The following is a 13348-nucleotide window of genomic DNA, read 5'->3' as shown; positions in this document are numbered from 1 at the left end:
ACAGGACCGTGAAACGACTCCACGCCGATGATAGTGCGGATTGCCCGTGTGAAAGTAGGTAATCGTCAGGCTCCCCATTGAAAACCCCCGGTTCGCAACATGCGAACCGGGGGTTTTTGCTTTGCGCAAACCGACGGGACGGACCGCGCCGAGCGCCGTCTGCCCCTATCCCAGCTAACCGTTTCTGCCCGGCGCCAGGAATCGCTGCGCGAGTCGCACCCAATACGTCGAGCCAATCGGCAACAACGCATCGTTGAAATCGTAACTTGCGTTGTGAAGCATGCATGGACCCGCGCCATGTCCCATCTCGCGGTGCATGCCGTCGCCGTTGCCCAAAAACGCATAGCAACCGGGCTTCGCCTGCAGCATGAACGAAAAATCCTCGGCACCCATGGTTGGCTCGATCGACGTATCGACACGTTCGACGCCCACCACCTCGCGCATGACCTCGGCTGCAAAGCGCGTTTCCTCGGCGCTGTTGATCGTCGGCGGATAGTTGCGATGGAATGTCACGGCAGCGGAGCAATCGTAAGCGGCAGCTGTCGCTTCAGCGATCTTGCGCATCCGCGATTCAATCAGATCGAGCGTTGCCGTCGTAAACGTGCGAACCGTTCCTGCGAGCCACGCTTCATCGGGAATGACGTTGACGGCATCTCCGGCATGGATCTGCGTGATCGAAAGCACCGCTGTGTCGATAGGCTTCTTGTTCCGCGTGATGATGCTCTGAAGCCCGTTCGCGAGCTGGACCGCGGCAAAAACAGGATCGCGGCCGTTATGTGGCAGCGCCGCATGGGCGCCCACGCCGCGTATGTCGATTCGGAATTCGTTGCTCGACGCCATGATCGGCCCCTCGGTCACACCGAACGAGCCTTCGGCTAAACCAGGCCAATTGTGAATGCCGAAGACTGCGTCGACGGGAAACCTGGAAAAGAGGCCGTCCTCGATCATCGCTCGTGCCCCGGCTCCGCCTTCTTCTGCCGGCTGAAAAATAAAAACGATCGTACCGTCGAACTCACCGTGTTTCGCCAAATACTGCGCCGCGCCCAGCAGCATTGCGGTGTGTCCGTCATGCCCGCAGGCGTGCATCTTCCCCTCGTTTTGGGAACGGTGGCCGAAGCTGTTGAGTTCGTGGATCGGCAGGGCGTCCATGTCGGCGCGCAGGCCGACGGAGCGCGTCCCCGTGCCGCGCTTCAACACCCCTACCACGCCTGTTTTGCCGAGCCCCCGGTGAACTTCGATGCCCAATTGTTCGAGCTGCCGCGCAACAAGCTCGGAGGTGCGGACTTCCTCATAGCGCAACTCCGGATGGGCATGGATCGTTCGTCGCAACGACTGGATTTCCTCGCGCGCAGCGAGGACTTCAGGAAGGAGTTTCATGATACGGTCGACTTCGGTAAGTGGTTCGAGACTGACTAGCCGCAGTCCGATCCATTCTACGCCGAACTCGATCGCGGCCGATTCGGCCCGGCCAGCGCGGCGGAAGTAATAGAATTGGCGGCACCGGCTCATTGCATCGCCAAGGACCTTCCTCATGAACGCTCCCCTCGAGTTTGCCCGCGCGGTTTGCCCCCACGATTGCCCCGACACCTGTGCGATGCGCGTGACAGTCAAGGAGGGGAAGGCCGTCAAAGTGGTGGGCGATCCCGATCATCCGCCCACACAGGGTGTGCTCTGCACGAAAGTGAGCCGGTATCCCGAACGCGTACACCATCCTGCACGATTGACGACTCCGCTCAAGCGAATCGGGAAAAAGGGTGAGGGACGATTTGCACCCATCGGCTGGGATGAAGCGCTGACGCTGGCGGCCAGCAGGCTGACCGAAGTCGTCCGCCGTGAGCCCGAAGCCCTGGTGCCGTATAGCTATGCCGGCACCATGGGATTGGTCCAGGGCGAGAGCGTCGCACAACGGTTCTTTCATAAGCTCGGCGCGTCGCGGCTCGAGCGGACGATTTGCTCGGCAGCCGGCGCGGCGGGCCTGCGCTACACCTACGGTGCGAGCGTGGGCATGCACCTCGAGTTCTTCGAGCAAAGCGAACTCATTCTGATTTGGGGCGGCAATCCGATCGCCTCGAGCCTCCATTTCTGGACCCGCGCACAGGAGGCGAAGCGCCGCGGCGCGATGCTCGTTGCCATCGACCCTTACCGCTCGCTAACGGCTGAGAAGTGTCATCGTCATATTGCGCTGCGTCCCGGTACCGACGCCGCACTCGCGCTCGGTATGATCAACGTTCTCATCGCCGAGAATCTGATCGACCGCGACTATGTGGACGCTTATACGATCGGCTTCGACGGGCTGCGTGAACGCGCGCTCGCTTACCCGCCATCGCGCGTCGCGCAGATCTGTGGCATCGAAGAAGACGAAGTCGTCGAACTCGCGCGTCTCTACGGAAAAACGCGCAAGGCGGCTATCCGGCTCAACTACGGCATGCAGCGCGTGCGTGGCGGTGGAAACGCGACGCGCGCCATCGCTTGTTTGCCAGCGCTGACCGGAGCCTGGCGCGAGCCCGCCGGTGGCCTGCTGTTGTCGGCATCCAATTGGGCTCCGGTCAACCAGCAGGCGCTGCAACGTCCCGATCTGTTGCCGGGCTGGCCGACGACGCTACCGCGCGCCATCAATATGAATGCTATCGGCGATGCTCTGCTTAATCCGGGGGATGCTGTCTTCGGCCCGAAAGTCGAAGCCATCGTGGTCTACAACTCGAATCCGGTTGCGGTTGCGCCCGATTCGGAGCGCGTGGCGGCAGGCTTTGCACGGGAAGATCTATTTACGATCGTGCTCGAGCACTTTCAGACTGACACCGTCGATTATGCCGACCTCGTTCTGCCCGCGACCACGCAGCTCGAGCACCTCGACATTCACAAGTCGTACGGCCACACCTACGTCATGCTGAACCAGCCCGCGATTGCCCCTGTCGGACAAGCCCGGCCGAACAGCGAGATATTCCGCGGCATTGCGCGCCGCATGGAAATCGACGAGCCGGCGCTTTATGAAAGCGACGAAACCATCGCACGCGCCGCTTTGCGGTGGGACGACGCATCGTTGCGCGGCGCCTCATGGGAGGCGCTCGAAAAGCAGGGCTGGCTCAAACTCGACATTCCCGAGGCACCGTTTGCCGAGGGCGCCTTTCCGACGCCCTCGGGCAAGTGCGAATTCGCCAGTACGTTGCTCGCCCAGGAAGGGCGTGATCCGCTGCCCGACTACCTGCCGCCCTACGAATCGGTCGAGGCCGCGCCGCAACTGGCGGCCCGCTATCCGTTGGCGATGATTTCGCCGCCGGCGCGTAACTTCCTGAACAGCAGCTTCGTGAACATCGATAGCCTGCGTGCGACGGAGGGCGAGCCGCATCTCGACATTCATCCGTGCGATGCAGCACCGCGCGGCATAGCGGATGGCGATATCGTGCGGGTATACAACGACCGTGGCTCGATGAAGGCTCGGGCGCGCGTGGCCGACCGCGCACGCACGGGCGTCGTGGTGGGCCTTTCGATCTGGTGGAAAAAGCTCTCGCCCGACGGCTGCAATGCCAACCAGGTGACGAGTCAGGCGCTGACCGATCTCGGGGGATCGGCGACTTTTTATGACTGCCTGGTCGAGGTGGAACGCGTCCGAGTCTGACGCTCAGCTACCCACTTCGAGTTGGAAGTCGATGTCTAATCCGGTTGTTTCGCGGGGGGCGACCGGATAGGATGCGCTTTTTCGCACGATCATTCGAAAAACAGGGAGACGCCGCATGGAAAAGATCTGGTTGAAGTCGTATCCGCCCGGCGTCCCCGCCGAAATCGATGCGACAAGCTACGACTCGGTGAGCCAGATGCTCGAAGAAAGCTTTCGCGAGCACAGCGGCAAACGCGCTTTTGTGTGCATGGGCAAGTCGTTGACCTATGGCGAGCTCGACGCGATGTCGCGCGGACTCGGCGCATGGTTCCAATCGAGAGGGCTGGCCAGCGGTGCGCGCATCGCGATCATGATGCCGAACGTCCTTCAATATCCCGTCGTCATCGCTGCCATTTTGCGGGCCGGCTATGTCGTCGTGAACGTCAACCCGCTTTACACCCCCCGCGAACTCGAGCACCAGCTCAAGGACAGCGGCGCCGAAGCCATCGTCCTGCTCGAAAACTTCGCCGCAACGCTGCAAGCGGTGGTGAGCCGCACTGCAATCAAACATGTGATCGTCGCGTCGATGGGCGATCTCATGGGCGCAAAGGGTGTGATCGTCAATTTCGTCGTGCGACGGGTGAAGAAGATGGTGCCTGCGTGGAATCTGCCCGGGCACGTCAAATTCAACGAGGCGTTGGCCGCGGGGGCACGACAGCCATTTGCACCCGCCCGGCTAAGCCGCTCGGACATCGCGTTCCTACAATATACGGGCGGTACGACCGGGGTCGCAAAAGGCGCGACGCTGACGCACGGCAATATCGTGGCGAACGTGTTGCAATCGGCCGCCTGGCATGAACCGGCCCATGCACTGCATGCGGACGTCGAGCAGATCATCAACGTTTTCGCGTTGCCGCTTTACCATATTTATGCGCTGACCGTCTGCTTCTTGCTGACGGTGCGAAGCGGAGGCCTCGGCATCCTGATCCCGAACCCGCGCGATATCGGCGGCATGATCAAGCAATTGCAGGGGTATCCGATCAATACCTTCCCGGCCGTCAACACGCTCTACAACGCAATGCTCAATCATCCCGATTTCGGCAAGCTCGATTTCTCGAAGCTGCTCGTCGCGAATGCGGGAGGGATGGCTGTTCAGGACGCGGTCGCGCGGCGTTGGTTCGAGCGTACCCACGTGCCGATTATCGAAGGCTACGGTCTGTCGGAAACTTCGCCTTCGGCGGTGTGCAATCCGGTTACCGCCACGGAGTACAGCGGCACGATCGGTGTGCCGCTGCCGTCCACCGAGGTGTCGATTCGCGACGACAACGACAACCCCGTGCCCGTCGGGCAGCCCGGCGAGATTTGCATTCGCGGTCCGCAGGTGATGGCAGGCTATTGGAATCGGCCCGACGAGACGGCCAAGGTCATGACGGCCGACGGGTTTTTCAAGTCGGGCGATATCGGCGTCATGGATGAGCGAGGCTATTTCAAAATCATCGACCGCAAGAAGGACATGATTCTGGTTTCCGGCTTCAACGTCTACCCGAACGAGATCGAAGATGTGGTGGCGCAGCATCCCGGTGTTTTCGAGGTCGCAGCCGTCGGCGTGCCGGACGAGCATTCGGGCGAGGCCGTCAAACTCGTTATCGTCAAGAAGGATCCCGCGCTCACCGAAGCCGATATCCTGGCTTTCTGCAAGACGCAATTGACCGGGTACAAGCGGCCGAAGATCGTCGAGTTCCGCAGCGAATTGCCGAAAACCAACGTCGGCAAAATCTTGCGCCGCGAACTGAGGGGCAATATTGCGCTCACGTCGACGGCCACGCCGCGTACCCCCGTTGCGGCCGAACGTCACGGGTGAGGGCTTACGCCTCGCGTAGCACACCTTTGCGAACATCGTCTAAAATGTCCGGTTAGCCGCTCTTTTGCACTGATCTTTGCGAAAGCTGGGGCGCAATGAAGTCACCACGCGCGTCTTGCGCCGGTGACTACGCAACGGAGAATCGGATGATATTGGACGAGTGGGTCACGGAATTCGACCGTGGGCTGCGTTCGATCGCGGGAGTCAGCCGGATGAGCCGGCCTGTGCCGATCGCCCCCGCCGGCGGCGCGGAAATGACGCTTGCAGAGCGCGCGCACGCGGCCGGCCTCATGCGCGTCAACCATGTCGGCGAAATCTGCGCCCAGGCGCTTTATCAGGCTCAAAAACTGGCCACGCGCTCGCCTGCGCTGAAAGACGCGTTCGAGCAGGCGGCCCGCGAAGAGGAAGATCATCTCGCCTGGACCTCGCATCGCCTCAAGGAGCTCGACTCACGTCCGAGCCTGCTCAATCCGCTTTGGTATGCCGGTTCGCTTGCGATCGGATTGGCGGCGGGTGCGCTCGGCGATAAAGCGAGCCTCGGGTTCATGGCGGAGACTGAACGGCAGGTCGAACACCATCTGGATGGCCACCTGCAATCGTTGCCCGAAGCGGATCTCGCCTCTCGCGCCATAGTCGACCAGATGCGTGCCGACGAAATGAAGCACGCCAAAGCCGCTACGGACGCGGGCGGCGTCGAACTGCCTTTCCCGGTACGGGCACTGATGCGCGCCGCATCCAAAGTCATGACGAGCACCGCATACTACATTTGACGCACCTGAAACGTTAGCGATCCCGATCGGGCGGCGCCAGCTCCGCCGCCCGCATCGAATGAGCACTACCTCTCCAATTTCCGCGCCGTTCTCCCCGTCTTCCGCCACCTCTCAGCGCTTTTCGGCCCGACGCTTATTGCGAGCTTCTCAGGTATCACCTTCACAAGATGCAGTAGTTCATTCATTTATAACGCTTTTCCATTTTAAGTGCCCACGTGAACGGTGACACGTAAGTCCTTGTTCTTACAAACAAAATTAGTGCAAAAAACGGTCTTGTCCCTTGACCGTCCCATGCCCTTACTCTAAAGTGGGAGACAGTGTGAGAAAGTGTATTTTTGTGGATTGATCGGACCTTTTTCGATCGGATTTCGAGTGTGACGGACGGGGCGCGCGCCCCGAGGGGAAGAGGACGTGTTCCAAGGGGCGTCGGCGCTGACGCTCGATGCGAAGGGCCGGATGTCGGTGCCCTCTCGTTATCGCGAAGCGCTGCAAGGCGAGGCACAAGGACGGGTGACGCTGACGAAGCACCCGGACGGGTGCCTTTTGCTTTTTCCGCGCCCCGAGTGGGAAGTGTTTCGCGCCAAGATCGCCGCGTTGCCGATGGACGCGCACTGGTGGCGGCGAATCTTTCTCGGCAACGCCTCGGATGTCGATCTCGATAGCGCTGGACGGATTCTGGTTTCGCCGGAATTGCGCATGGCGGCGGCACTGGAAAAGGAAGTCATGTTGTTGGGCATGGGAAGCCATTTCGAACTCTGGGACGCCCAGACATACGCAGCCAAGGAGCAGGCGGCGATGGCTCAGGGCATGCCCGAAGCGTTGAAGAATTTCACTTTCTGATCGCTGTTGTGAGTGCCCTGGGACTTGCCGCCTCGCGTCAGGTCCGCTCGAGGGGCGCATTCCCCGAGGGAATTCCTGCGGGGCGGAAGCATGGGACGGCCCGGCGTTTTCTTGGAACTTGGACGCTGCGATGGGAAATACGCTGCAGCATCAGACGGTGTTGCTGGATGAAGCGGTAAATGCGCTCGTGACGCGAGTGGACGGCATCTATGTGGACGGTACGTTCGGGCGTGGCGGGCATAGCCGGGCGGTGTTGGCAAAGCTGGGTGAGGCGGGGCGCTTGATTGCGTTCGACAAGGATCCGCAAGCGATCGAAACGGCGCGTGCGATCGAAGACAAGCGGTTCGAAATCGTGCACGACAGTTTTGCCGGCCTTCGCGAGGCGATGGTCGCGCGCGGTATCGCGCGGCTGTCTGGAGTATTGCTGGATTTGGGTGTGTCGTCGCCACAGCTCGACGATCCCGAGCGAGGTTTCAGCTTCCGCGCCGACGGTCCGCTCGATATGCGAATGGACCCGACGCAAGGAGAATCCGCGGCCGAGTGGCTGGCCCGGGCAACGCAGCAGGAACTGACGGAGGTCATTCGAGATTATGGGGAAGAACGGTTTGCTGTTCAGATTGCAAAGGCGATTGTTGCTCGCCGGGCAGAGTCCAGTCGTCTCGGGCCTCTCGACAGCACGGGCGAGCTTGCCGAAATCGTGGCTCACGCCGTCAAGACACGTGAGAAGGGTAAGGACCCGGCAACCCGCACCTTTCAAGCTATACGGATTCACGTCAATCAAGAGCTTGCGGAGTTGCAAGTCGTTTTAGAGGCTGCATTGTCGTTGTTGGAGCAAGGGGGGCGGCTGGTGGTCATCAGCTTTCATTCGCTCGAAGACAGAATCGTGAAGCGATTCATGCAGGCGCACGCGAGTGCGCCTGCTGTCGATCGTCGCTTGCCGATTCGCGCCGTCGATTTGCCGAGCCCTCCGCTCAAGATAGTCGGTCGGGTGTTTGCCAGCCCTGAAGAGGTGCAGGCGAATGCCCGCGCCCGCTCGGCGGTGATGCGCGTCGCGGAGCGCGTCGCGCCATGAGCCGCCTCAATATCTTCCTGCTCATCATCGTTCTCGGTTGCGCCTTGTCGGTCGTCAATGCGACGAACCAGCAGCGGCGGCTGTTCGTGCAACTGGAGCGTGCACAGGCCGAGGAGCGTCAGCTGCAGCAGGACTACGCGCAGTTGCAGTACGAGCAAAGCGCGCTCTCGAAGACCTCGCGCATCGAGCAAGTCGCCACCGATTCGCTCAAGATGCGCTCCGTCGTAAGCGGCGGTACCCAATACCTGACGTTGGCCGCCGGTGCGTCCGAGGCGAAGGAAGTCGCCATTCCGAGCGTTGCGGCCAGTGCCGGCGTGGCGACCGCGCGTGCGCCGAAAGCACGCGTTGCGGCGGCCAACCGCGGAGGCGCGCGATGAAGCAAGGCAGCCGTCGCAAGGGTGTAACGTTTTCCGCGAGTCCCGTACTCTCGGTGCGCTTGCCGATGTGGCGCTCGAAGCTGGTCGTATTTCTGCTGTTCGTTGCTTTCGTGGCGCTCGTCGCGCGCGCGTTCTGGATCCAGGGGCCCGGCAACGCGTTCTATCAGAAGCAGGGTGAAAGCCGCTACCAGCGCACGATCGAATTGGCTGCCACGCGCGGGAAGATTCTCGATCGCAATGGCCTCGTGCTCGCCACGAGCTTGCCTGTGCGCGCTATCTGGGCGATTCCCGAGTCGGTGCCCGAAAACATCGACAACGAGAAGCTCGCGGCGCTCAGCTCGCTGCTCGGCCTTACGCGCAAGGAACTGCGCACGAAGCTTTCGGGCGACAAAACTTTCGTATACGTGAAGCGCCAAGTACCTGTCGAAACCGCGGACAAGGTGATGGCGCTCGGCATTCCGGGCATCTATCAGCGCGAGGAATACAAGCGCTTTTATCCCGAAGGCGAAATTACGGCCCACCTGGTGGGCTTCACCAATGTCGAAGACGAGGGCCAGGAAGGCATCGAGCTCGGCGATCAGAAGCTCCTCGCGGGCGTGACGGGCATGCGCCACGTCATCAAAGACCGCATGGGCCGGATCATCGAGGATGTCGATCAGCAAGTGCCGCCGCACAACGGCAAGGACGTCGATCTTTCGATCGACAGCAAGATCCAGTACATCGCCTATGCGGACCTGAAGGCCGCCGTCGAAAAATCGAAAGCGAAGGCGGGCGCGGCGATGGTCATCGATGTGCGCACCGGCGAAGTCCTCGCACTCGTCAACTATCCGACCTATAACCCGAACGACCGGTCGCACCTGACCGGCGAGCAGTTGCGCAACCGGATTCTCACCGACGTTTTCGAGCCGGGCTCGATCATGAAGCCGTTCACGGTTTCGCTTGCGCTCGACTTGCATCGCGTCACGCCTAACACGCTCGTCGATACGGGCAACGGCCATTTCGTGCTGGACGGTGCGCAGATCACGGACGACAGCGGTTTCGGCGTGCTGACGGTCGGCGGCGTGATTCAGAAATCGAGCAACATCGGGGCCACGAAGATCGCCATGACGCTCAAGCCCGAAGAGATGTGGAATATGTATACGGGCATCGGACTCGGTCAGGCGCCCAAGGTTGGATTCCCGGGCGCCGCCGCAGGCCGTTTGCGGCCGTGGAAGAGTTGGCGGCGCATCGAGCAGGCCACCATGTCATACGGCTATGGCCTTTCCGCGTCGCTCTTTCAGCTCGCGCGCGCCTACACGGCCATCGCGCACGATGGCCGACTGATGCCAGTGTCGATCTTCAAGACGAATCCCGATCAACCCGTCGCCGGCACGCAGATCTTCTCGCCGACCACGGCCCGCGAAGTGCGCACGATGCTCGAGAGCGTCGTCTCGACGCAAGGTACGTCGCCCGAGGCAGCGGTGCCGGGCTATCGCGTGGGCGGCAAGAGCGGCACGGCCTATAAGCACGGCGCGCATGGCTACGATCACTCGAAATACCGCGCGTCGTTCGTTGGCATGGCGCCGATGCCCAACCCGCGTATCGTCGTCGCGGTATCGATCGACGAGCCGACCGCGGGCAGTCACTTCGGCGGCTATGTCTCCGGGCCGGTCTTCGCCTCCATCGTCGGCGATACGCTGCGCACGCTCAACGTGCCGCCGGACATGCCGGTGAAGCAACTCGTCGTCTCCGACGATGTAACGAAGTCGCCGGCCGCCGCGCAGGAGCGCACGGTAGCCGTCTCCAACGATCCTCGCAGCCGTCCGGGAGTGGTGCGATGAGCGCCGCCGTCAACCGTCACGTCGCCGATGCGATCGCATGGCTGCGTTTGCAGGCGCGCTCGGGCGCGCATCTGCACGCTGACACCCGCACCCTTGCGCCGGGGGACGTGTTTTTGGCCTATGCCGTCGACGGTGCGGACAACCGGCCGCATATCGCGCGCGCTTTCGAACGCGGGGCTGCTGCCGTGCTCTATCAGCCGGAGGGATTCGCGGGCGAAGTCGACGCGGCCCACGCGCTAGCGGTACCCGCATTGAACGAACTGGCGGGCGAAATCGCGAGCGTCTGGTATGGCGAGCCGAGCCAGTCGATGCGCTTGATTGGCGTGACGGGTACGAACGGCAAGACCTCCTGTACGCAATGGATCGCAGCGGCGCTGAGCTCGCTCGAGGCCCCCTGCGCCGTCATCGGCACGCTCGGTACGGGCATGCCGGGACGGCTCGCGCAAACGGGCTTCACCACACCCGATGCGCCGCAACTGCAGCGCAGTCTTGCTGCGCTGGCCGCGGCGGGCGCCAAGAGCGTCGCCATGGAGGTGTCCTCGCATGCGCTGCATCAGGGACGAGTGAACGGAACCGCCTTCGACATTGCCGTCTTCACGAATCTCACGCAGGACCATCTCGACTATCACAAGACCTTCAAAGCCTACGAGGCGGCGAAGGCCCGGTTGTTCGACTGGCCCACGCTGCAAGCGGCTATCGTCAATCGCGACGATGCGGCCGGTCAGCGTTTCATCGCGCGCACGATGGGCCGTGTGCGCACGATCTCGTACGGTATCGGCGCCGCGCCGCCCGCCGGACACGGCGATGCGTCGATTTGCGCGACCAACGTGCGCGCCACTGCCACCGGCACCGCCTTTCATCTGTCGTCCGATTGGGGCGCGAACGAGGTCGAAGTCGGCACGCTGGGTTTGTTCAACGTCAGCAATCTGCTCGCGGTGCTGGGGGCGTTGCTTGCCAGCGGCGTGCCGCTCGCCGCCGCGCTCACGCAGCTTGCCAAACTCGAACCCGTCAATGGCCGCATGCAGCGGCTCGGCGGGCGGATCGCGAACGACGAGCCGCTCGTCGTCGTCGACTATGCGCATACGCCTGACGCGCTCGAAAAGACGCTCGACGCGCTGCGGCCGATCGCACAAGCACGCGGCGGCAAGCTCGTTTGCATGTTCGGCTGCGGCGGGGACCGCGATGCGACGAAACGCCCGCTCATGGGTGCGATCGCCGAGCGACTCGCGGATGCGGTCGTCGTGACGAGCGATAACCCGCGCAGCGAGGCGCCCCAGTCGATCATCGAGCAGATCCTCGCCGGCATGACGGAACCGGGCCGCGCTCGCGCCATCGAGGATCGTGCGAGCGCGATTCTGCAAGCGGTGCGAGGGGCCGCCCGCGAGGACGTCGTCGTGCTGGCTGGCAAAGGGCACGAAGCCACACAGGAAATCATGGGTAAGAAGCGAGTCTTTTCAGACCAGGATCACGCGCGCCTTGCATTGGCATCGCGCGCTGCACAGGCACGCGGGGGCGGCGAATGACGATGCTTTCGCTCGCTCGAGCCGCTTCGCTGATTCCGGGCGCGACCGTGTCCGGCGACGGCGCCGTTGCGTTCGACCGCATCAGCACGGACAGCCGGACGGCGGGCCCCGGAGATCTCTTCGTCGCGCTGAAAGGCGAGCGGTTCGACGCGCACGATTTTCTGGCCGATGTGGCGCGCCGCGGGGTGAGCGCCGTACTGGTTGCGCGGCTGCCGGAGGGGCTCGGCGTGCCGGCGATCGTCATAGCCGGCGACGGCGATACACGCGTTGCGCTCGGTGCACTCGCGCGCGGCTGGCGCCGGCAGTTCGCGATCCCGCTCGTCGCGGTGACCGGCAGCAACGGAAAGACGACGGTCAAGGAAATGATCGCCTCGATCTTTGCCGCTGCATGCGGCGAAGACGGGCGGCTCGCGACGGCCGGCAATTTCAACAATGACGTCGGTTTGCCGTTGACGCTGTTGCGTCTGAGCGCTGTGCACAAGCTCGCCGTCGTGGAACTCGGCATGAACCATCCGGGCGAAACGTCCACGCTCGCCAAGATCGCCGAGCCGACCATAGCGCTCGTCAACAACGCGCAGCGCGAGCATCAGGAATTCATGGCGACGGTCGAGGCTGTCGCGCTCGAGCACGCCAGTGCGATTCACGCGCTCGGTCCTGATGGCGTCGCCGTGTTTCCCGCGGACGACGCCTATGCCGGTATCTGGCGTGTCGCGGCCACCGGGAATCGCGTGATCGACTTCGCGCTTCACGATCGCGGCGCGGCGGTAACGGGGGCGGCTAAGGGTGCCACGGCGGCGCGCGCCGCGGCGGTGGCGGGTGAATTCATCGGCAATCGACTGAAGGTGGACTCGCCCGCCGGTGCATTCGAAGCCACATTGCAAGTGCTTGGCGCGCACAACGCGCGCAATGCGCTTGCCGCGACGGCCGCGGCGCTTGCCGCGAATGTTCCGCTCGATGCGATCCGCCGCGGGCTCGAAGCGTTTTCGCCGGTCAAAGGGCGTTTGCAGGTCAAGCGTGCCGCGGCAGGCGCGCTGGCCGGCGCGACCGTCGTCGACGACACCTACAACGCCAACCCCGATTCGATGCGCGCCGCGATCGACGTGCTTGCCTCGATGCCGGCGCCGCGTGTGCTCGTGATGGGTGACATGGGCGAAGTGGGCGATCACGGCCCCGAGTTTCACCGCGAGGTCGGGGCGTACGCGCGCGAGCGCGGCATCGATGCGCTGTATGCGCTCGGCGATGCGGCCCGTGCGAGCTGTGCGGCGTTTGCTGCCGCCAACGAGCCGCACGCTGCGGCGCGCGAGCGCCTCGCGCACCACTTCGACGATGTGGATACGCTCCTCGCCCATCTGCTGGAAGCCGGATTCGGCGCCGGCGCCACGCTGCTCGTGAAGGGCTCGCGTTTCATGCGTATGGAGCGCGTCGTCGACGCGCTGACGCAATTGCAACCCTGCGCACCGGGCGCCGCGCCCGGCGCGCACTGAAAAAGA

Annotated in this window: 10 protein-coding genes; 9 read left to right on the top strand and 1 reads right to left on the bottom strand. The window is 63.0% G+C overall.

Annotated elements, in window-relative coordinates:
• Positions 1 to 174: 174 nt before the first annotated feature.
• A complete protein-coding gene (locus tag GWC77_RS14920) occupies positions 175 to 1377 on the bottom strand; it encodes a M20 aminoacylase family protein (protein ID WP_173258035.1) in 1203 nt (400 codons plus the stop codon).
• Positions 1378 to 1531: 154 nt separating this feature from the next.
• On the opposite strand from GWC77_RS14920, the gene GWC77_RS14915 reads away from it, so the two are divergent.
• The 9 genes from GWC77_RS14915 (at position 1532) to murF (ending at position 13342) form a co-directional block, all read left to right on the top strand.
• Complete coding sequence (locus GWC77_RS14915; protein WP_173258032.1) at positions 1532 to 3616, top strand: molybdopterin-dependent oxidoreductase; 2085 nt, start codon at positions 1532 to 1534, stop codon at positions 3614 to 3616.
• Positions 3617 to 3731: 115 nt separating this feature from the next.
• A complete protein-coding gene (locus GWC77_RS14910; protein ID WP_173258030.1) occupies positions 3732 to 5456 on the top strand; it encodes a long-chain fatty acid--CoA ligase in 1725 nt (574 codons plus the stop codon).
• Between the two features lie 146 nt (positions 5457 to 5602).
• Complete coding sequence (gene coq7 / locus GWC77_RS14905; protein ID WP_173258028.1) at positions 5603 to 6226, top strand: 2-polyprenyl-3-methyl-6-methoxy-1,4-benzoquinone monooxygenase; 624 nt, start codon at positions 5603 to 5605, stop codon at positions 6224 to 6226.
• Between the two features lie 411 nt (positions 6227 to 6637).
• The gene (gene mraZ, locus GWC77_RS14900) at positions 6638 to 7066 is read left to right on the top strand and encodes a division/cell wall cluster transcriptional repressor MraZ (protein ID WP_173258026.1); all 429 of its coding nucleotides are present in this window, start codon (positions 6638 to 6640) and stop codon (positions 7064 to 7066) included.
• A 130-nt stretch (positions 7067 to 7196) separates the two neighbouring features.
• Positions 7197 to 8138 (top strand): 16S rRNA (cytosine(1402)-N(4))-methyltransferase RsmH, encoded by a 942-nt coding sequence (gene rsmH / locus GWC77_RS14895; protein ID WP_173258024.1) that lies wholly within the window; start codon positions 7197 to 7199, stop codon positions 8136 to 8138.
• Positions 8135 to 8515: a cell division protein FtsL gene (gene ftsL, locus GWC77_RS14890; RefSeq protein ID WP_173258022.1), complete on the top strand. Its 381-nt coding sequence runs from the start codon at positions 8135 to 8137 to the stop codon at positions 8513 to 8515. Before rsmH ends, ftsL begins: the two co-directional genes overlap by 4 nt.
• A complete protein-coding gene (locus GWC77_RS14885; RefSeq protein WP_173258020.1) occupies positions 8512 to 10335 on the top strand; it encodes a penicillin-binding protein 2 in 1824 nt (607 codons plus the stop codon). Before ftsL ends, GWC77_RS14885 begins: the two co-directional genes overlap by 4 nt.
• Positions 10332 to 11858, top strand: a complete 1527-nt coding sequence (locus GWC77_RS14880) for a UDP-N-acetylmuramoyl-L-alanyl-D-glutamate--2,6-diaminopimelate ligase (protein ID WP_173258018.1) — start codon at positions 10332 to 10334, stop codon at positions 11856 to 11858. The genes GWC77_RS14885 and GWC77_RS14880 overlap by 4 nt, the downstream gene beginning before the upstream one ends.
• Complete coding sequence (gene murF / locus GWC77_RS14875; RefSeq protein WP_173258016.1) at positions 11855 to 13342, top strand: UDP-N-acetylmuramoyl-tripeptide--D-alanyl-D-alanine ligase; 1488 nt, start codon at positions 11855 to 11857, stop codon at positions 13340 to 13342. Before GWC77_RS14880 ends, murF begins: the two co-directional genes overlap by 4 nt.
• Positions 13343 to 13348: the final 6 nt, after the last annotated feature.

Source organism: Paraburkholderia sp. NMBU_R16, from assembly GCF_013282575.1.
Lineage (GTDB): Bacteria > Pseudomonadota > Gammaproteobacteria > Burkholderiales > Burkholderiaceae > Trinickia.
Note: the sequence above shows the minus strand (reverse complement) of the source record. Positions and strands in the feature narration are given on the sequence as shown.